We start from the raw sequence: 19,102 nt of genomic DNA, 5'->3' as shown, positions 1-19,102 counted from the left end.
TTGTAAAAAGCTGGTCCACCAGTTAAATTTCGGCCACGCTTATGCATGCTAACTGTGTGACGTAAGTTTTTTTATTTTCTTTCGAAAGGAAATCTTTAATGGCACTATCTCTTCGTCTTCCGAATGACAGCCTGGTCCTGAAGGCCTACGCTTCCCTGGTTGGCGCTGCTCCGGGCAGCACCGCTTTCAACGAACACCGCGCTTTCGTTGCCGCCAATGGCCAAAATGCTTACGTTTCCGCATTGAACAGCCTGTTCGCCAACGTTTCCAATGCTGACCTGGCTTCCGCCATCCGTGCCAACCTGGGCCTGACCGCTGTCGTTACCCAGTCCACCACCGAAGCCTTCCTGGCTGCAAACGCTTCCAACCGCGTTGGCGCTATCTTCGCTGTTGCTGACGTGCTGGCTACCACCACCGACGCTGCTCTGGCAACTGCCAAGGCTGCTTACAACACCGGTATCGATGCTTCCTACAACTACTCTGTTGTTGCCACCAACTACGTTGGCACCACCATTGCAGCACTGACCGCCGTTGCTACCAGCTTCGAACTGGCCGTTACCCAGGACAAGCTGACCGGCACCAGCGGCGCTGACCTGTTCAACGCCTACATCATCAACAACAGCAACACCCTGCAGTCCGGTGATGTCGTTTCCGGCGGTGCCGGTGTTGACACCCTGTTTGCACAGTTGGGTGATTCTGCCAGCTTCGCAATCACTGCTCGTACCGACGGCGTCGAAACGATCAAGATTCAAGCTCAAACCATTCCGAACGACGACACCAACGGTAACAACCCGAGTGCTGGTGTTTCTTCCAACATCGTTCAGGTTGACGCACAGTACATGCAAGGTGTTACCACTTGGCAAAACACCAACAGCCGTTCTGATCTGGTTATTGAAGATGTCCGCATCGCCGATGGCGCCAAGACCAAGGACGTCACCATCGTCATGGAAAGCACCGATCCGGGTAACGTCGACTTCGGCGTCTACTTTGACCAGCATTCCCTGCGCAATTCCTCTACCGGCAACACCACCCTGACCATCAAGCTGATGGACACGGGCGCTGCCGCTACTGCCGCTACTGCCGCTACCCCGCTGCTGAACAACCCGTACGACCAGTTCAAGCTGGGCATCAACGGCGTTCTGACCACCATTCAACTGGACAAGACCGCTGTTGCAGCTGCTGACACCTACGCAGCCCTGCTGACCGTGTTCCAGAACGCACTGGTTGGTACCGGCGTTGTCGCTACCCTGGGTGCTGACTTCACCATCACCGATCCGATCTCCAACAGCTCCGTTACCGGCAAGGCAATCGTCCTGACCGGCGGTACGGGTGTTGCGATTACCGCACCGACTGGCTCTGGCTGGTACAACACCACCGGCGCTTCTGTTCCGCCGACCTCCAACATCTACACCACCTACGCCGATACCGCGCTGACCCAGACTGAACTGGTCACCAGCACGATCATTCTGGATGATGTGGGCCGTGGCTCTACGGGTGGCGATCTGGTCGTTGGTGGCCTGTCTACCGGCGTTACCTCCACCTCGCGTGGTGTCGAGCGCTTCGAAATTGAAGTTCGCGACAACAGCAAGCTGCAGACCATCGCTTCTACCAACAACGCCCTGCGCGAAGTTACCATCAAGAATGGCGATACCACCAACACCGACCAAAACTCTGGTGTTTACGACCCGACTGTTGCCGGTAAGGGCAACTTGACGGTTAATGGCTATGCTGGTTCTGCTGCTGGTAACGCCGCACTGCCGGGTGTTGATTCCACCGTTCATGGCAACTACGGTTTCACCGATGTCCGCCTGATCGACGGCTCTGCCATGACCGGCAAGCTGGCTTTCGATGCTCAAATCTCCAGCAACACCATCAGCAAGTACATCACCCTGGTTGATACCGCTGCCAGCCCGACGGCTGATGTCGCCGGTACCGGCAATGTTAACTACAACGTCAAGGGCGCAAACTTTGACTACCGTGGTGGTGCCAACGATGACACCCTGACCGTTGTCGTCGACGGTGGCGTTGCCGGCAGCCGTAGCACGGTTGTTTCCGGTCAGTCTGACTTCACCTTCAACGTCGAAGGCGGCGCTGGTAATGACGCAATCACCCTGACCGTTGTTGATACGACGGGTATGGCTGGTTCTGCTCAAGACTGGTACAACAACCAGAACTTGAACAACAACATCACCATCAACGCTGGCGAAGGTAACGACACCATCCGTATCCCGGGTGCTGGCGATACCACCATCAATGCTGGTGCAGGCAATGACTTGGTGTTCTCTGACAACACCGGCAAGCAAGGCACGCTGACCCTGAATGCAGGCGCTACCGTTCTGACCAACCCGGGCTTCGCTGCCGGCGCTGGTACCGGTACCAGCAACGCAGTTTGGGTTTTCAACACCGCCAACCAGAACGACAACATCCTGACGTCGCAAGACATCAACGATCTGCGTTCGGATTCCAACGAAACCTACAACCTGTACAAGGTTGATCTGGTTGTGAGCTACCGTGGTCTGGATTCTGCCAAGATCAATCTGGCTAACACCACGACCTACAAGCTGACCGATCTGGAAATCAACCAGGCCATCAAGAACGCCATCAACAATGACGCTACCTTGAAGAACCTGCTGGTTGCCAAGGATGGCCCGGCTAACTCCCTGATCGTTGAGTCCCTGACCGACGGTAACCAGTCTGCTTCCGCACTGACCGTCGCCCTGACGGCACCGGCTGCTTCCGCTCTGGGTACTGCCGAATTGCTGGCTGCTGCAACTGCTTGGGGCGTTACCACCCCGGCCGCTGCAACTGCTGCTGACGCAGTGACCTACATGACCAACGGTGGTGGTGCAACCTTCGCAGGTGCCAGCGCTGCTGTTAGCTTGGCCGCTTTCACGACCAATGCTGACTACGTCAAGGATATGGCTACCGACGGTGCCGTTGATATCGTTGGTGCAGCAAGCACCTCGACCAGCGACAACTTCATCACGGCTGGCGAAGGCGACGACTTGATCGTTCTGGGTACCACGGTTGGTGCTGCAGTTGAATCCTCCAGCAACGAAGTCGTTGTTTACACTGGCGCATTCGGTAAGGACGTGGTCCTGAACTTCACCGCTGCTGGTGCTGGTATGGATTACCTGGGCTTCGATGGCATCGGTGCCAAGACTGCTGGTGGTGTTACTGCTGACATGGGTACCGCTATCTCCGCTGCTCTGGCCGTTACCGATGGTCACGTCTACATCGAAGACTTGTTCACGGCGGCAACCGATGTCGTCGCGACCGAAAACGACAACGCTGTCAATGTCAAGGAACTGTTCGCAACGGAAGTTGCTGGCACTGCCAAGAAGATGGTCTACGTTGCTGTTAGCAGCCATAACGTTGGTACCGTGTATCAGATCGTTGATGGCACCGCCGCTAACGACATCACCGTTACGGAACTGGGCACCATTGATCTGGCCGATACCAACTGGAACACGCTGACCACGATCACTTCGTTCATCGCTCCGACCGTGTATGCCGATGGCCCGACCATCAACTCCACGACCGGTCTGACCTACACGGTTAACGGCACGACGGTTGTCGGTACGGTTCAGAACGATACCTTCAACACCATCACTGCCGGCGCTAACGTGACCGGTAACGGTGGTAACGATACGTTCAACGCTACTGCTGGTGCTTCCACCATCGTTGATCTGAGCTCTGGCGACACGCTCAACGTTTCGGTTGGTGCAACGGTCACCTCGACCGCCCTGAATCTGACGGGTGTTCTGGGTACCAATGCAGGTACGGTTGTCCTGACCGGTACTGCTGCTGCTGACACCATCGTTGGTACCAGCGGTGCTGATACCGTGACGGGTGGTGCTCTGGCTGACACGATCAATCTGATCGCTGATGCTGCAATCGATACCGTGGTCATCAACAGTGCTCTGAATGCTGATGCCGATACCATCGCCAACTTCGTGGTTGCAAACGACGTTCTGCAATTCAGCGTTGCTGGTCTGACCCTGAATGCCGCTGACTACGCTGCTGGTGCTGTTACTGCCGTCAATGCTGCTGCTGCTGCTCTTCTGGGCGCTGGTGCTTGGGCAAACCACGTTGTGGTCGATACCGCTGCTAATATCGCTGGTCTGACGGTTGGTGCTGGTTCTAACGCCGGTGCTGTTCTGGCAATCGCCACCGATACCGGTGCGGTTTCCTACGACCTGGACGGTGCCTTCGGTGTTGGTGCTGTCGTTATCGGTACCGTTACCGGTGGCGGCGCTTTCACTGGTGCAAACCTGGCTATCATCGCCTAATCTCCCGAAACGGAGACACCCCTCGCTTCGTCGAGGGGTGCAGGTGCAAGCCTACAAACCCCTGTCTCCGCAAGGAGGCGGGGGTTTTTTATCCCTCGTGATTTTTCAAGGAGCCAAAATGGCCACACTGACTTTCAACGGCAAGGAATACGAGATCGACGCGCTGACCGAAAATGCCAAAGGCCAACTGGCCAGCGTGCAATTCGTCGAAGCCGAACTGCAGCGCCTGAAGTCGCAGACCGCCGTGCTGAACACCGCCCGCAATGCCTACATGCGTGAACTGCAGTCCGAACTCGATCAGCAAGACGCCAAGCAGTCAAACAAGCAGTAAGCATTTGCCCTAAGCACGGGTTTGTCGTGCTGCTACCCAAAAAATCTCCGCCGGCCGAAGCGCCCCGGAGATTTTTTTATGCGAAGGCATTTTTTTTCGAGCTAAGGAGATGATCGGTTCGGGCGTGTAGACCTCAGGCAAGAATGGCGTCAATATGCTATCCGGGCACAGTGCTTTATTTTTCTAGTAATTTTCAAGGTGTTTAAGGATTGGGGGGGCGATGGATTTTTTGAGTCGTATATTTGATGCGATATACGGGTTTTTTTACGGTCGGGCTAACGAAGGGAAACAAACAATCGTCATCCAGAACACCACCAATATTTTGCCTTTGGCAGCATCTACGCCAGACTTTCCTAAAGGTTTTGTGCCTGATTTGCAAAGTGCTGCGCCGGAGCCAAGAGAGTCGCCGAGCATAATTTTTCCAAATCAGATTTTGGTTGTTCCGTATGATTGTCTGTTGCTGAACGAGCGCAGCTTCATTACTTCTCTTATCAAGAGACCAATATGCGGTTTCCTGCTTGATGCCTTGAATCCTCAGCCGTTGTGCTGGGGGCAGGAAAGCACCGCCAAATACAAGTTGATATATAACCTGCGACAGGCACCGGAGCCGATGCTGCGCTTGTCTCGGATAAGCATGGATTCTGAATGGTTCCATCTTCTGCTCCCGGAGTCCGGGGAAGTTGCGGAGGCGGCTGAAAAAACGATCGCGGCATCGGCATCCCAGTTGGGAATACCAGTGAAAGCGCGGCTGAATATTTTTGATGACTTCAATCTGCTGCCTGTGCACGAGTTTCAGTTCAAGCCCTATCCGGTAACAAGCTTTGGAGTGGGGTATGAGTTTTATCTCAGGAACCCAGACTATATCGCTTTGCTGTCGGCAATCTGGCCGCGTATTGTCGAAGATGCACGCTATCCGATTTATTCGGCATATAACAATAGTCGCGGAACAGATGCGGAAGACCTGGAGCGTGGTGTGGCAAGAGATTTGATCCAGGTTTTTACAACGAGCAAGCGCTCATGGGAGAAGGAGGATAAATTCCTTCTGAAGGAGCCATCTATGGCAGCCTTGAAATATCTTGCGAGGAGCAAATTTTATTGCCGAGAGTTTCATGAAGCATCTAGTGTTTCAAATCATGAAGAAGCTTTTTCGTTGGAGGCCCTTGATTACTTGACCGAGCTGAATTTATTGTCAAAAGAGCATTTGAATGAGCGGGCGCTCTACTGGATGAGCGAAGCTATTCGTCTGGCACTACCAAGCCAATTTCTGGAGGGGGAGAGCGCAACGGAGATGCCTCGTTGAGAAAGGATTAGCAAAGAACAGAGCGCAATAACGGGGTCAGACACCCATGGCACTACCTTAAGCTTGATTTTCTCCGAGCACGGAGGATAGTTGCTCGTGCGACGTCTCTTGTCACGGTGAGCAGTTGATGGTTTTTCGGTTTTCGTTTGATTGCATGGGGTTCAACGCGACCAGGGCGAATTGGGAGACGAAGTTCGCTGATTCCGCCAAGCACAAAAACGGGGTCAGACACGATATATTGTCCCGAGCCAGGAACGACTGCGTGTTTTTCCCGTTTTATTGCGGTCGACCGCAATAAATGGCAAAAATCGGCGGCGGCTCAACGCAATAACGGGGTTGGACACGATATGTACTTTCTTCGCCGTTTTTACGTAATGCCCAAAAATCTGCGTACTGACCACTGTCAGCCGCAATAAGCAGTTGCGATTCGTATAGCTACGCTATACCATGAGGCATGATCCGAAGTTTTCGTCACAAAGGACTTGAAGCCTTCTATCGCAGAGGTAGCAAAGCCGGTATTCAGCCCCATCACGGCAATCGACTTCACGCACAATTGACTGCACTGGATTCTGCTACCTGTGCGGAGGAGATGAATTTCCCCGCCTGGCGTCTGCATCCGCTGACTGGGGAATTGTCCGGTTTCTGGGCCATTACCGTGAATGGCAACTGGCGCTTGATCTTTCGATTTGATGGCGAAGATGCGGAGTTGGTTGATTATCTGGATTACCACTAGGAGAGTGACGATGAATGGCATGCACAATCCGGCCCACCCCGGCGAAGTCCTCAAGGAAGGCTGGCCGGCTGAAGTTACGATTACGGCAGCGGCAAAGCAGCTTGGCGTAACGCGAGCGGCGTTGTCGCGGATACTCAATGGTCATGCTGCCATCAGTGCGGATATGGCTCTGCGTTTGCAGGATTGGCTGGGCATCAATGCGCAAATGTGGCTGCGCATGCAGGTGGCTTATGATCTGTGGCAAGCCGAGCGCAACAGGCGGCGGCCCCATATCGAGCGACTGAAGCACGTGGCCTGAAGATAGACGGGGTCGGATAAACGGGTCAAAAACGGGGTCAAAAACGGCAAAAACGGGGTCAGACACGATATGTTGTCCCGAGCCAGGGAATGACTGCGTGTTTTTCCCGTTTTATTGCGGTCGACCGCAATAAATGGCAAAAATCGACGGCTGCTCAACGCAGTAACGAGGTTGGACACGATATGTGCTTTCTTCGCCGTTTTTACGTAATGCCCAAAACTCTGTGCGATAGTGCAATTTATCGGTAAATCTCGCGCCGGTTGCCAACCTGAACCACAAGGACGCGCAAAGCGCCGTCCTGAATGTCACAAATCACACGGCAATCGCCCACCCGGTAGCGCCAGAGGCCACCCTGTGGGCCAGTCAATGCCTTGCCAGTGCTACGCGGGTTTTCCAGTCCGGCAATACGCTCATCCATGAAGTCAACGATGCGCCGTGCCGTCTGTTTGTCGAGCTTGCGTAACTGCCCTTTGGCCGTGTCGGCGTAATCAATCGTCCAGGCCAAGGTCTCTCCTCACGTCAGCAGCGGAATGCACCTGTTCTTGCCCCTTGCGGATACGCTCCAGCACGTCAGCGGCAAAGTAGTAGTCCTCCATTTCTTCAATGCCCTGCTCGATGATTTCGCGCAGGTAGTAAGCCTTTGTTCGTCCGGTTTGGGATGCAAGGTAGTCAAGCCTTTGCTCGGTTTCAGGAGCGAGGCGAATCGAGGTGGCCATGTCAGAGTCTCCTTTGTGATATATGTATTCACTGTATCACAAAGATGCTCGAACGGAAAAACGGGTCCAAAAACGGGGTCAGACACGATATATTGTCTGTTTTTCCTTGCACCACGGAGCAGTCATGGCGCGCCTTCCTCGCTACATCATTCCTGGCCAGCCGCAACACATCATCCAGCGTGGCAATAACCGGCAGGCGATCTTTGCCGCAGAGGCGGACTACTTGTTTTTCCGGGATGCGTTGGCCGAGGCCGCCAGCAAGCACCATCTCTCCATTCATGCTTACGTCTGGATGACCAACCACATTCACCTGCTTGCCACGCCGGGGGAGAGCGACAGCATCAGCAAGGTTTTTCAGTCCGCAGGACGGCGTTATGTGCAGTATTTCAATCATTCCTACCAGCGCAGCGGTACGCTGTGGGAGGGGCGCTATCGAGCGACTGTGGTCGATAGTGAGCATTATTTGCTGACGCTGATGCGCTACATCGAACTTAACCCGGTGCGCGCCGGAATGGTGGTGCATCCGGGGGATTATCCGTGGTCTAGTCATGCTTTCAACGCGATGGGGATCAAGGCTGACTGGCTGACCCCGCACGAGGAATACCTGCGCTTGGGGCAAAGCGTGGACGAGCGGCAGAGTTCCTACCGGGCCTTGTTCCAGACAGGTCTATCCGAACCGGATTTGACGGCGATCCGCGAATCGACCCACAAGGGGTGGGCGCTGGGGGGCGAGCGTTTCAGGGAGCAGATCGAGGCGTTGTCGAAACGCCGGGCAGCGTCAAAAGGGGTGGGGCGACCAAGGAAGCTTGAAAATCGTGTCTGACCCCGTTTCTAAATTCGACTTTTCCGTTGATTTCGTTAATTATTGCCGAATATTTTTAACTAAAAAAGGGAGGAAAAATGGGGGTTACTTTGCGCGCTTACGGTAGCGATCAAACCGTATCGAATTTTGTTGAGGATAGTCATGACGGTCCCAATTGGGGGGCGCAGCCCGTTAGTGAGGCTTCGACGACGCAGTTGGTGAGCAGCTTCCAGTTTGATGGCGGCAGTGTGGTGTTCCGCTTGAACGGTAGTTTTCCTGAGTCTGCGCTGGCTGCGGGGAATTTGTCGGGTGTGGCCTCGGCCGGGGCGACGGTGTCGGCTTATGAGCTTTCGCATCGCGGAAGCGTGATGGAGACGGCCAGTTTTTCCACGCCGGTGAGCGTGGCGGATTTGCTTGCTGCGATGCTGCAGACGGATCGCGCTGCGCTAACCCGTTATTTTGCCGGGAACGATGTTTTCTATGGTTCCGAGCAGGGCAATAGCGAGGGGGACGACGACGGCGTGCATGGTTATGCCGGCAACGATACCTTTTATGGTTATGCGCCTTCGACCGGCAGTTCGTCGAACATGGACAAGTTCTATGGTGGCGACGGGATCGATACGGCGGTTTTTCGGGGTTCGGCGGCGCAGTATCAGGTGCGCTGGAGCGATTATGTGTGGATGCCGGATAACTTGGCGGGCAGCGGTTACCAGGTGGTCGATACGGTGGCGGGGCGCGATGGTTCGAAGGCTTTGCGTATGGTCGAGCGCTTGAGTTTCAGCGACAAGTCGGTGGCGCTGGATATCGATGCCGGGGGCAATGCGTTGAAGACGATGCAGATCGTCAGTCTGGTTGCGCCGTCGCTGGCGGATAACCTGAGTGTGCGCGGGCAGGTGCTGTCGATGTTCGATGGCGGCTTGACGATGCAGGCGTTTGCCCAGCAGGTGGTTGATCTGGGTTTGTTGCCGCGGAACAACAGCGATTTCATCGGTGCCTTGTATGCCAATATATTCAAAAAAGCGGCGTCGACCGCAGAATTGGCGACATTGACTAAGTTTGTCGATGATGCGGGCCAGGCGAATGTGCTGGCGCAGGTGGCGGAGATGGGCCTGACGGTGAATCTGGTCGGTCTGCAGCAGAACGGGATGGATTACCTCGCTTGATCCATTGGCGTTCATTGTGCGCTTCCCGGCTACATGAATTGCCCTTAAATGAGTAAAATGTCGGCCCATCCGGTATGTGCGGTATTTGCCTGCCGGATGTGTCTATTCGATGTTTCCGCCCACTGTGGGCGGTTTTTATTTTTTAAGGAGGCAATATGGCCAAGCTTACGATCAACGGGAAAGACTACGACCTGGATGGGCTTTCCGAGAATGCCAAGGCCCAGCTTGCCAGCCTGCAGTTTGCCGATGCTGAAATCCAGCGTCTGAATGCCCAACTGGCAGTTTTCAATACGGCGCGCAATGCTTATCTGAAGGGTTTGCTGGCTGACCTGGAGCAGGGTGAGGTCGTCAAGCCGAAGAAACCGGCGCGGGCGAGCGCGAAGGTGAAGAAGCAGTAACTGGATTGACGGGCTTTCTGTTCCGTTGTCTGTTTTGTATTTTTCCCATGCTAACCAGCTCGGTGTTTTTCGAGGTGTCCGTTGATTAATGCCGAGTCTGTTGTTGCTGTTGTTGTTACCTATCATCCCGATCTTGATGCACTGAGCGCGTTGTTTGAGCGCTTGCGCCCGCAGGTTGCGTCAATTGTTGCGGTCGACAACGGTTCTGGCCCATTTTTACCGGAATTTTTGGCGACGCGTGCGGGGGCCGGCATTCACGTTATTTCCCTGCCGGGGAATACCGGCGTGGCTAATGCCGTTAATGTTGGCATGCAGTGGGCGCGACAGGCCGGTGCGACGATGGTCGTGACTTTCGACCAGGATAGCTTGCCCGCACCGGATATGGTGGCGTGCTTGCTGGCTGCGTATGCCCAGTTACAGCAGGATGGTGTTCGTGTCGGGGCGCTGGGGCCATTGCAGATTGATCGCCGAAGTCAGTTGCCTACGCCTTTCGTGGCTGCCGCAGAGAAGGGCTGGAAGCGGGTGCTGCCGGTGGTTGGCGAAGTGCTGGAGGTCGATCATCTGATTACCTCCGGCTGCCTGTTTCCGTTGGCGGTGATCGAGCAGATTGGCCCGATGCTGGCGGAGTTGTTTATCGACGGCGTGGATCTGGAGTGGAGTTGGCGTTGCCGTGCGGCGGGCTTTCGCTTGTATGGCATTGAGCGGGCGAGCTTGTTGCACGCCATTGGTGACCGGATTGTGTCGTTTTGCGGGCGCCAGCTGCATTTGCATGGGCCGCTGCGGCAGTATTACATCCTGCGGAATACGCTTTATTTGCGCACGCTTGACCATTCACCCGCTGCTTGGCGCCGGGTTTGCTGGCGCGGTTTGTTGATGCGTCTGGTTTTTTTCTCTCTGTTTGCTTCTCCCCGCTTCGAGTATTGCCGTCTGATGTTGCTCGGCGTGAAGCATGGACTGACGGGGCGCCTTGGACCTGCGGCATCCGGGGTCAAGTAGGGGCGCGCCAACGGCGCTGATGCGGGCGTTGCTGTTGTGAACGTCCGTCCGGTGCCTGAGGACCGGAAGGTTGATTTGTCAGACTAAAAAGTTGTCGGCTTGGAAGGATAGCAGTGCAAGGTTGTTGATGCCGACGAGTTCGGCGACCTTGACGACTTCGTCGGCGGCTTCAATGGCGGTAACGCTGCCGGCAGCCGAACGGTTGCTGATGAACCACACCGTTGCGATGCCGGGGTCGCCGGGGGCGGGTACGCCTGCCGTGATGATGACCAGTTTGGCCGGGGCGGTCGGTGCGCCAAAGATAGCGGCGATTTCTGCCGGTGTGCTGAGCGGGGTACCGTCTTCCGTGACGATCCGGATATCGCCATTGGCCCAGGTCGTCCCCGCGAATGCCGAGGCAGCAACCGATGTGGCGACGAAAGTCGGCGTACCGAGAAAACTGCGGAAGTCGAGGATGTCGCCGGCAGCACCCACCTGGAAGTTGTGAATGCTGTCCATGCCGTTGCCGGGGGTGAAAAAGGTGCCGGGCGAGGCGACGGCTTCGAAGACAAAGGTGTCCTTGGCGGCTTTGCTGCCGCCGAACAGGGTATCGTCGCCAGCGCCACCGCGTATCGTACTGCCGAGGTGGTTGGCGTACAGCGTGTCGTCGCTGGACGAGCCGGTGAGGCTGACGACAGTGCCGCTGATGCCGCGTGCATCGATGCTGGTGACGCCGCTCAGTTCGCCGCTGGCGAAGCTGAACAGGCCAATTTGGCCGGTGCCGGCATTGAGATCGATGCTGGCGGTGCTCTGGGTGCCGAATACCGTTAATTCGTTGCCGGAGATTGTCCAGGGGTTGTTGTTGTAGAACTGCAGGTCGAGGGTGAGTACGCCTTTGACCATCGGCTCGACGTCGACTGCCTTGGCGCCGTTGAAGTTGGTATCGGAAAACTTCAGCGCGATGGTGGTGGAGGCCGCTGCATCGTGGGCGCGTGCCTTGCCGGAGAAGGTGACTTCGGCAGTCTGGGCGCCGCTGATGACGACCTTGGCGGTCAGGCCGGTGGGCAGGGTTGTCGTTACGCTGACGGTGTCTCCGACGCGGCCGCGCCAACTGACACCGGTCAAATCCAGGCTGATGGCGTCGAGGCTGCCGTCGTTGGCGCTGCTTTCGTATACGGTGGTGCCGCTGGCGGGCTGCAGCTTGGGTGCAAGATATTGATTAATGATGGTTTCGGCGAGAGTGATGGGGGGCTGATTGCTGCCGGGGAGTGTGGTTTTTTCACCGAGAACGGAGACCAGAAGTCCGGCGCCGACTTGGTACATGACTTCCGGGCGCAGGGTGATGGTTTCCAGCAGGGCGGATTTGAGCAGGGAGGCCAGATCAATGTTGCCCGCCAGTACTATGCTGGCGAGGTTGTCCGCTGCGGCCATGGGGGTCGAGTAGCCGAGTCTGGTGGCCAGTTGGTAGAGCGAGGCGCTAAGGGCGGCTTGGCTTTTTTGGGATGAGATGCCGTAGCCCGAGAGCATCACTTCGATGGCGGTCAGTACGTTATCGGTGCCGGTCGGGGCGAGAGGAGCGCCGGCCGGACTGTTGTACCAGCCGATGATGCGTTGCCCGTCGATGACGCCGGACAAGGCATAGTCGAGCAGCGCGATGGGTGCTACCTTGGCCATGAAATCCGAGGATTGCCATCCGAGAACGGCGAGTTGATCGTAGGAAAGCGAACGGTCGTCGAAAAACTTGGTAAACAGTTTTTCTTCGCTGCTGCTTGGCGTGCGCAGTAATACACCCCGAAACAAGCGTTGGACAGCGATTTTATTATCCATTCTGACTTTGCCTATGTTTGAAGACTAATATGAACAGCTTAGGATAATACAAAATCTGCCGAAATCGCGCCCCTTGCCTTGGCTGCGGTGTTGGCAGTGTTCCCTTGCTTTCGTGTAAAGTAAATTCAGACCTTATTTTCCGAGATTTTTTATGCCCAATTATCAAGCGATCACCAAAAATCATTATGGCAACAAGCGCTGGTTGCGCTATACGAGTTATGCCCATGCCGAGCGCGAGGCGGTCATGCCGTTGTCCGTGCCGGAGTTGCCAAAGGCTGTGATGAGCTTGCCGATTTGCTTCATTCGTCAGGGGGATGCTTTTTATCTCGCCGCCATGATGAATATCCAGCCGGGCAAGAACCTGCTGGTGGCGCCGAACGGCCAGTGGGTTGGGCCTTATGTTCCCGCTGCTTGCCGGAGCTATCCTTTTATTCTGGGCAAGACCGAAGATGGCAAGCCGGTGCTGTGTATCGATGAGGATGCCGGATTGGTAACGGATGGCCCCGATGGCGAGGCTTTTTTCGATGAAAACGGCGAGCCGGCCAAGGCGGTGCTGGATGTGATGGGGTTTTTGACCCAGCTGGAGCAGGGGCGTCAGGCTGCGGCAGCAGGTTGTGCGTTGCTGGCCAAGCATGCGCTGATTCAGCCGTGGCCCATTACGTTAAAGACGGACAAGGGCGAAACGACGGTCGATGGTTTGTTCCGGATTGACGAGACCGCATTGAACCAGCTTTCGGCCGAGGCCCTGCTGGAGGTGCGTAATGCTGGTGGCTTGAGTATTGCGTATTGCCAGCTACTTTCCATGCAGCATTTGTCAATGCTCGGCAAGTTGGCGGAAATCCACGCAAATGCACAGGCAACCCAGGCGGTTCAGCCGGCTAGCATTGCGCCGGCAACGGGTGAGATCAATCTTGATTTCCTGAACAAGGGCGAGACGATTAATCTCGGTGGTCTGGTCTGATTTTCAGGTCTCTGTTTGTTTTTTGTCGGGACGTGCAAACTTTTTTGCCGGAAGTTGGTGTTTTTCTGCTTCCGGCATGTAGAATGCGCGCCTTCGCATCAAAAGATGCCCATGTGGCTCAGTGGTAGAGCACTCCCTTGGTAAGGGAGAGGTCGGCAGTTCGATCCTGCCCATGGGCACCATTTTTATGGTGCCTGCGTTCATCGACAGAACGCTTTCGGTAAAATAATGCTCCCTTCGATTGGCTTGCCCCGGCAGGTATTGAGTCAGGAGTTCATTGATGACCGGCAATCTCTATGTGGTGGCTGCGCCTTCCGGTGCTGGCAAGACAACCTTGGTTCGCCTGCTGCTTGAGCGTGAGCCGTGCGTGCAGTTGTCCATCTCCTTCACGACGCGTGCCCCCCGCCCCGGCGAACAAAATGGCCGCGAGTATCATTTTGTTGCGGTCGACGCCTTCCGCGCGATGATTTCCCGCGATGAGTTCCTTGAGTGGGCCGAAGTGCATGGCAATTTTTATGGCACGTCGAAAAAGTGGATTGGCGATCAGTTGACCGCAGGACGCGACGTTTTGCTGGAAATCGATTGGCAGGGGGCGCAGCAGGTGAGAAAGCTTTTCCCGGAGGCGATCGGGATTTTTGTTTTGCCACCGTCAATTGACGAATTGACCCGCCGTCTGGTTGGTCGCGGGACCGATGCGCCGGATGTGATCGAGCGCCGCCTTGCCGCTGCAGAGGCGGAAATGCGCCATGTTGGCGAATTCGACTATGTTATTATTAATGACCAACTTGACCAGGCTCTGGATGATTTGCGCGCCGTGGTGCGCAGTGCCAGCCTGAATTTGGGCAAGCAACGCAGGAACCATCCGGCGTTGTTTGCCAAGCTGCTTTGAAGCACGAACTTTGAAGAATGACTAGAGGTTAAAAATGGCTCGCGTTACTGTTGATGATTGTCTGAAAAGAATCCCGAACCGCTTCCAGATGACGCTGGCTGCTGCGCATCGCGCCCGTCAACTGGCCAATGGCGCGACGCCGTTGGTCGAGGTGGACAAGGACAAGCCAACCGTCGTTGCCCTGCGTGAAATGGCGCTGGGCAAGATCGGTGTGGAAGTGTTGAACCGCGGTCAGGCTTGATTGCGCAGGGCGGTGAGATTTTGGCCAAAGCGCCTTCACTCCCGCCCGCTTATGAGGAAGACGCTTATCAGGTCTTCCTCGATAGTCTTGATTATGTCGCCCCGGTCGACGTAGAACGCATCAAGGCTGCCTACGCCTTTGCTGCAAAGGCCCATGCGGATCAAAAGCGCATGTCGGGCGAACCTTATATTACCCATCCGCTGGCGGTTGCCGGTGCAGTTGTCGAGTGGTGCATGGATGCCGACGCGATTTGCGCCGCCCTGCTGCACGACGTGATGGAAGATACCGGCGCGACCAAGCAGGAACTGGCCGAGAAATTCGGCAAGCCGGTGGCTGAACTGGTCGATGGCTTGTCCAAGCTGGACAAGATGGAATTTGCCTCGTATCAGGAGGCGCAGGCGGAAAATTTCCGCAAGATGTTGATGGCAATGGCGCGCGATTTGCGCGTTGTGCTGATCAAGTTGGCGGATCGTCATCACAATATTCAGACCATGTCGGCGATGCGGGCCGACAAGCGGGCGCGCATCGCGCGTGAAACCCTCGAGATTTACGCGCCGATTGCCTTGCGCCTGGGTTTGAACAAGCTTTACCGCGAGTTGCAGGACACGTCGTTTCGGCTGATCTATCCGCACCGTGCCGAGGTGCTGGCCAAGGCTTTGCGTGTCGCCAAGGGCAACCGCAAGGAGTTGTTGACCCGGATTCAGGAAGGAATTTGCGACAAGCTGGCCCATGCCGGTTTGACCGCCGAGGTGTTCGGGCGGGAAAAGAGCCTGTATTCGATTTTCACCAAGATGAAGGAAAAGCAGCTTTCCTTCTCGCAGGTGCTCGATATCTACGGTTTCCGCGTGGTGGTCGATAATGTGCCGAGTTGCTATCTGGCGCTCGGCGCCTTGCACAGCCTGTACAAGCCGGTGCCGGGCAAATTCAAGGATTACGTGGCGATTCCGAAGGCCAATGGTTACCAGTCCTTGCATACGACCTTGATCGGCCCGTACGGTACCCCGGTCGAGGTGCAGATTCGCACGCGCGACATGCACCACGTCGCGCAGGATGGCGTGGCATCGCACTGGTTGTACAAGGATGGCAACGAGAGTAGCGCCGACCTGCAGATCAAGACGCATAAATGGCTGCAGTCCTTGCTGGAGTCGCAGTCGGGTAATTCGGCCGAGTTCTTCGAGGATGTGAAGATCGACCTGTTCCCGGACGAGGTTTATATCTTTACGCCCAAGGGCAAGATCATGGCCTTGCCGCAAGGTGCGACGGTGGTCGATTTTGCTTACGCGGTGCATACCGATGTCGGTAATCATTGTTCTGCGGCCCGGGTGAACCACGAGTTGGCGCCGCTGCGCAGCGAACTGAAAAATGGTGATCTGGTCGAGATCATCACTGCCGTAGAGTCGACGCCCAATCCGGTGTGGCTGACTTACGTCAAGACCGGGCGGGCGCGTAGCAAGATTCGTCATTTCCTGCGCACGACCCAGCATGAAGCGTCGGCCCGTCTGGGTGAGCGCTTGTTACGCCAGGAGTTGCTGACGCTCGGGGTAGTGCCGATTTCGATTCCGACCCAGGCGTGGGATGCGCTGGTCAAGGTGAGCGGGCAGCACACGCTGGAAGAGATTTACGCCGATATCGGTCTGGGCAAGCGCTTGCCGTCCGTGGTTGCCCGCCGTCTGTTGGCGCGTGAGGATATGTCGGCGGTGGTGCCGGGCGGCTTGACCTTGGCGATTCATGGCAACGAAGGCATGGCGATCCAGTTGGCGCCCTGTTGTCAGCCGATTCCGGGGGATCCGATCATCGGTTCGATCCGCAAGGGGACCGGGATGGTCATCCATACCCACGATTGCCCGGCAATTCGCAAGTCTCGCTCGACCGAGCCGCAAAAGTGGATTGATGTCGAGTGGGAGCCGGAAGAGGGCAAACTGTTCGAGTTGCGCATTCGGGTCGAAATGAAGAACAAGCGCGGAGTGCTGGCCTTGGTGGCGGCAGCGATTTCCGATGCCGGTTCGAATATCGAGCACGTTTCGATGGAAGCTGATCCGGAGCGTTTGTTTACCACGCTGCATTTCACCATCCAGGTCGCCAATCGCAATCATTTGGCGGTCGTTATGCGGGCGATCCGCCATTTGCCCGAGGTGAGCCGGATTTCCCGCGAAAGGCTGGGCGAGGCTTGAAAATTCTTGTTCTGGGCGCTGGGGTCGTTGGCACCAGCAGTGCGTGGTATCTCGCGGCAGCCGGACATGAAGTGACGGTGATCGATCGCCAGCCGGGTGCCGGCATGGAAACCAGCTTTGCCAATGGCGGGCAGATTTCCGCTTCGCATGCCGAACCGTGGGCTAACCCGCATGTTTTGCCGCGCCTGCTGAAGTGGCTGGGGCGCGCCGATGCACCGTTGCTCTGGCATTGGCGTGCCGACCCGGCGCAGTGGGCGTGGGGGCTGCGTTTCCTGCTTGAATGTTTGCCCGGACGCACGCAGGCCAATATCAATGCGATCCTGGCCATGGCCTTGTACAGTCGTCAGCAATTGCAAGCCTTGCGCCAGGAGCTGGCGCTGGATTACCAGCAATTGCAGCGCGGTATCCTGCATATTTACACTGATCGCAACGAGTTGGCCGGCGCGATGCAGGCGGCCAGCGTGATGGCGCGTTACGGACTGGAGCGGCAAATGCTGGATGCTGCAGCGTGCGTTGCCCTCGAGCCGGCGCTGGCCGGGGCAAGTCATTTGTTGGTGGGGGGCGATTACACCGACTCCGATGAATCCGGCGATGCACATTTGTTTACCCGGGCGCTGGCCGAGCGGGCCGCCGCTGCCGGCGTCACGTTTCGCCATGCCACACATATCGAGCGTATCGCCGCCGCCAGCGGGCGGGTCGCCGGGGTGGTGGTGCATGACGATACTGCCCCGGCATTGCTGACGGCGGATGCTTACGTGGTGGCGTTGGGCAGTTATTCGCCCTTGTTGGTGCGGCCGCTCGGTGTTTCGTTGCCAATCATTCCGGCCAAGGGCTATTCAGTGACCTTGACGCTGGCTGATGGGGCAATCGCGCCGAGCGTCAGTTTGACCGACGATGAGCGCAAGCTGGTGTTTTCGCGGCTGGGAAATCGCTTGCGGGTTGCTGGTACGGCGGAGTTCAACGGTTACAACCTCGATCTCAATCCGGTGCGCTGCCAGGCGCTGATCAACCGGACCAAGCAACTTTTCCCGCAACTGGACATTACCGGCGAACCGCAGTTCTGGTGTGGCTTGCGTCCGGCGACACCGTCCAACGTACCGTTTGTCGGGCGTACCCATTTGCCCAATTTGTGGCTTAACACCGGCCACGGGACGCTGGGCTGGACGATGGCTTGCGGTTCGGGGGCGGCATTGGCCGACCTGATCGGCGGGCGGCGACCGGCTCCCGAATTTCCCTTCCTGCGCGGATGATCGACACGCATTGCCACCTCGATGCGGCCGAGTTTGCTGCTGACCGGGGTGCTGTGCATGCGGCTGCACTGGTGGCAGGCGTTTCGCGCATCATCGTGCCGGGTGTTGCGGTCGACGGCTTTGATCGGTTAAAAAACACCGTTTCCAGCTTGTCTGGCTGTCGGGCTGCTTATGGCATTCATCCGCTGTATGTACCGCAGGCCGGGGCTGACGATCTGGCGATAGTGCGCGATTGGCTGGTGCGTGAGCAGCCGTTGGCGGTGGGTGAAATTGGCCTGGATTTTTACGTTGACCGCAATGATCCGGTGCGGCAAACCTTGTTTTTCGTCGAGCAACTCAAGTTGGCTCGTGAGTTCGATTTGCCGGTCATCCTGCATGTGCGGCGCTCGATTGATGCGGTGCTGAAGGAACTGCGCCGGATTCGGGTACGTGGCGGCATTGCGCATGCTTTCAATGGCAGTCGCCAGCAGGCCGATGAGTTCATCAAACTGGGTTTCAAACTGGGTTTTGGCGGGGCCGCGACCTATGCTGGATCGACCCGTATCCGGCAACTGGCTGCGACCTTGCCGGATGAGGCTATCGTGCTGGAGACCGACGCACCGGATATTCCGCCGGCCTGGCTGAATCGGGGGCGCAATGCCCCGGCTGAGTTGCCGCGTATTGCCGCAGAAATTGCCGGCTTGCGCGGTGTTTCTCTGGCCGCGTTGGTGGCGCAGACGAGCGCTAATGCGCGTGCTGTATTCGGGGATTTTTGA

At 56.6% G+C, this 19,102-nt stretch carries 18 protein-coding genes and 1 tRNA gene; 16 read left to right on the top strand and 3 right to left on the bottom strand.

The genetic code is table 11. From position 1 onward, the window contains the following. Nucleotides 1-98: 98 nt before the first annotated feature. The 5 genes from RCI20_RS09890 (at nt 99) to RCI20_RS09870 (ending at nt 6,954) form a co-directional block, all read left to right on the top strand. On the top strand, nt 99-4,292 hold the full coding sequence (locus RCI20_RS09890) for a hypothetical protein (protein ID WP_306604972.1): 4,194 nt from the start codon (nt 99-101) through the stop codon (nt 4,290-4,292). 118 nt (nt 4,293-4,410) lie between these two features. After that, nucleotides 4,411-4,623: a DUF6447 family protein gene (locus RCI20_RS09885; protein WP_306604970.1), complete on the top strand. Its 213-nt coding sequence runs from the start codon at nt 4,411-4,413 to the stop codon at nt 4,621-4,623. 220 nt (nt 4,624-4,843) lie between these two features. Continuing rightward, nucleotides 4,844-5,923, top strand: a complete 1,080-nt coding sequence (locus RCI20_RS09880) for a hypothetical protein (RefSeq protein ID WP_306604968.1) — start codon at nt 4,844-4,846, stop codon at nt 5,921-5,923. Nucleotides 5,924-6,377: 454 nt separating this feature from the next. Next, complete coding sequence (locus RCI20_RS09875; RefSeq protein WP_306604966.1) at nt 6,378-6,656, top strand: type II toxin-antitoxin system RelE/ParE family toxin; 279 nt, start codon at nt 6,378-6,380, stop codon at nt 6,654-6,656. Nucleotides 6,657-6,666: 10 nt separating this feature from the next. Then, on the top strand, nt 6,667-6,954 hold the full coding sequence (locus tag RCI20_RS09870) for a HigA family addiction module antitoxin (protein ID WP_306604964.1): 288 nt from the start codon (nt 6,667-6,669) through the stop codon (nt 6,952-6,954). A 238-nt stretch (nt 6,955-7,192) separates the two neighbouring features. Here RCI20_RS09870 and RCI20_RS09865 read toward each other — a convergent pair whose 3' ends face one another. Beyond that, nucleotides 7,193-7,459, bottom strand: a complete 267-nt coding sequence (locus tag RCI20_RS09865; protein WP_306604962.1) for a type II toxin-antitoxin system RelE/ParE family toxin — start codon at nt 7,457-7,459, stop codon at nt 7,193-7,195. Beyond that, nucleotides 7,443-7,670 carry a CopG family transcriptional regulator gene (locus tag RCI20_RS09860; RefSeq protein ID WP_306604960.1) on the bottom strand — a complete coding sequence of 76 codons (228 nt, stop codon included), beginning with the start codon at nt 7,668-7,670 and terminating at the stop codon, nt 7,443-7,445. Before RCI20_RS09860 ends, RCI20_RS09865 begins: the two co-directional genes overlap by 17 nt. Nucleotides 7,671-7,794: 124 nt before the next feature. Between RCI20_RS09860 and RCI20_RS09855 the strand changes: the two genes are divergently transcribed. From RCI20_RS09855 to RCI20_RS09840, 4 genes are all read left to right on the top strand, one after another. Next, complete coding sequence (locus RCI20_RS09855; RefSeq protein ID WP_306604958.1) at nt 7,795-8,493, top strand: transposase; 699 nt, start codon at nt 7,795-7,797, stop codon at nt 8,491-8,493. 77 nt (nt 8,494-8,570) lie between these two features. Continuing rightward, nucleotides 8,571-9,635 (top strand): hypothetical protein, encoded by a 1,065-nt coding sequence (locus RCI20_RS09850; protein WP_306604956.1) that lies wholly within the window; start codon nt 8,571-8,573, stop codon nt 9,633-9,635. A gap of 155 nt (nt 9,636-9,790) precedes the next feature. After that, nucleotides 9,791-10,033 carry a DUF6447 family protein gene (locus RCI20_RS09845; protein WP_306604954.1) on the top strand — a complete coding sequence of 81 codons (243 nt, stop codon included), beginning with the start codon at nt 9,791-9,793 and terminating at the stop codon, nt 10,031-10,033. Between the two features lie 81 nt (nt 10,034-10,114). Beyond that, complete coding sequence (locus RCI20_RS09840; RefSeq protein WP_306604952.1) at nt 10,115-11,029, top strand: glycosyltransferase family 2 protein; 915 nt, start codon at nt 10,115-10,117, stop codon at nt 11,027-11,029. Between the two features lie 78 nt (nt 11,030-11,107). On the opposite strand, the gene RCI20_RS09835 is transcribed toward RCI20_RS09840, so the two are convergent. Continuing rightward, on the bottom strand, nt 11,108-12,835 hold the full coding sequence (locus tag RCI20_RS09835; protein WP_306604951.1) for a hypothetical protein: 1,728 nt from the start codon (nt 12,833-12,835) through the stop codon (nt 11,108-11,110). Nucleotides 12,836-12,986: 151 nt separating this feature from the next. Here RCI20_RS09835 and RCI20_RS09830 point away from each other — a divergent pair, with 151 nt between their 5' ends. The 7 genes from RCI20_RS09830 (at nt 12,987) to RCI20_RS09800 (ending at nt 19,102) form a co-directional block, all read left to right on the top strand. Further along, a complete protein-coding gene (locus RCI20_RS09830) occupies nt 12,987-13,796 on the top strand; it encodes a SapC family protein (RefSeq protein ID WP_306604950.1) in 810 nt (269 codons plus the stop codon). A 107-nt stretch (nt 13,797-13,903) separates the two neighbouring features. Further along, a tRNA-Thr gene (locus RCI20_RS09825) sits at nt 13,904-13,978 on the top strand. A gap of 98 nt (nt 13,979-14,076) precedes the next feature. After that, complete coding sequence (gmk, locus tag RCI20_RS09820) at nt 14,077-14,685, top strand: guanylate kinase (protein ID WP_306604949.1); 609 nt, start codon at nt 14,077-14,079, stop codon at nt 14,683-14,685. A gap of 34 nt (nt 14,686-14,719) precedes the next feature. Further along, the gene (gene rpoZ / locus RCI20_RS09815; RefSeq protein WP_306604948.1) at nt 14,720-14,926 is read left to right on the top strand and encodes a DNA-directed RNA polymerase subunit omega; all 207 of its coding nucleotides are present in this window, start codon (nt 14,720-14,722) and stop codon (nt 14,924-14,926) included. A gap of 20 nt (nt 14,927-14,946) precedes the next feature. Then, on the top strand, nt 14,947-17,097 hold the full coding sequence (locus tag RCI20_RS09810; RefSeq protein WP_306604947.1) for a bifunctional (p)ppGpp synthetase/guanosine-3',5'-bis(diphosphate) 3'-pyrophosphohydrolase: 2,151 nt from the start codon (nt 14,947-14,949) through the stop codon (nt 17,095-17,097). Beyond that, complete coding sequence (locus RCI20_RS09805; protein ID WP_306604946.1) at nt 17,094-18,347, top strand: D-amino acid dehydrogenase; 1,254 nt, start codon at nt 17,094-17,096, stop codon at nt 18,345-18,347. Before RCI20_RS09810 ends, RCI20_RS09805 begins: the two co-directional genes overlap by 4 nt. Beyond that, nucleotides 18,344-19,102: a TatD family hydrolase gene (locus RCI20_RS09800; RefSeq protein WP_306604945.1), complete on the top strand. Its 759-nt coding sequence runs from the start codon at nt 18,344-18,346 to the stop codon at nt 19,100-19,102. Before RCI20_RS09805 ends, RCI20_RS09800 begins: the two co-directional genes overlap by 4 nt.

This window comes from Azonexus sp., from assembly GCF_030824335.1.
Taxonomy (GTDB): domain Bacteria; phylum Pseudomonadota; class Gammaproteobacteria; order Burkholderiales; family Rhodocyclaceae; genus Azonexus.
This window is presented reverse-complemented; position numbering and strand designations above follow the sequence as displayed.

What these genes read in the sequence shown, in the direction of transcription:
- RCI20_RS09830 (WP_306604950.1), top strand. Translation starts at nt 12,987, where the DNA reads ATGCCCAATTATCAAGCGATCACCAAAAATCATTATGGCAACAAGCGC.
- RCI20_RS09890 (WP_306604972.1), top strand. Translation starts at nt 99, where the DNA reads ATGGCACTATCTCTTCGTCTTCCGAATGACAGCCTGGTCCTGAAGGCC.
- RCI20_RS09870 (WP_306604964.1), top strand. Translation starts at nt 6,667, where the DNA reads ATGAATGGCATGCACAATCCGGCCCACCCCGGCGAAGTCCTCAAGGAA.
- RCI20_RS09800 (WP_306604945.1), top strand. Translation starts at nt 18,344, where the DNA reads ATGATCGACACGCATTGCCACCTCGATGCGGCCGAGTTTGCTGCTGAC.
- RCI20_RS09885 (WP_306604970.1), top strand. Translation starts at nt 4,411, where the DNA reads ATGGCCACACTGACTTTCAACGGCAAGGAATACGAGATCGACGCGCTG.
- RCI20_RS09880 (WP_306604968.1), top strand. Translation starts at nt 4,844, where the DNA reads ATGGATTTTTTGAGTCGTATATTTGATGCGATATACGGGTTTTTTTAC.
- RCI20_RS09845 (WP_306604954.1), top strand. Translation starts at nt 9,791, where the DNA reads ATGGCCAAGCTTACGATCAACGGGAAAGACTACGACCTGGATGGGCTT.
- RCI20_RS09855 (WP_306604958.1), top strand. Translation starts at nt 7,795, where the DNA reads ATGGCGCGCCTTCCTCGCTACATCATTCCTGGCCAGCCGCAACACATC.
- RCI20_RS09860 (WP_306604960.1), bottom strand. Translation starts at nt 7,670, where the DNA reads ATGGCCACCTCGATTCGCCTCGCTCCTGAAACCGAGCAAAGGCTTGAC.
- gmk (WP_306604949.1), top strand. Translation starts at nt 14,077, where the DNA reads ATGACCGGCAATCTCTATGTGGTGGCTGCGCCTTCCGGTGCTGGCAAG.
- RCI20_RS09850 (WP_306604956.1), top strand. Translation starts at nt 8,571, where the DNA reads ATGGGGGTTACTTTGCGCGCTTACGGTAGCGATCAAACCGTATCGAAT.
- RCI20_RS09835 (WP_306604951.1), bottom strand. Translation starts at nt 12,835, where the DNA reads ATGGATAATAAAATCGCTGTCCAACGCTTGTTTCGGGGTGTATTACTG.
- rpoZ (WP_306604948.1), top strand. Translation starts at nt 14,720, where the DNA reads ATGGCTCGCGTTACTGTTGATGATTGTCTGAAAAGAATCCCGAACCGC.
- RCI20_RS09875 (WP_306604966.1), top strand. Translation starts at nt 6,378, where the DNA reads ATGATCCGAAGTTTTCGTCACAAAGGACTTGAAGCCTTCTATCGCAGA.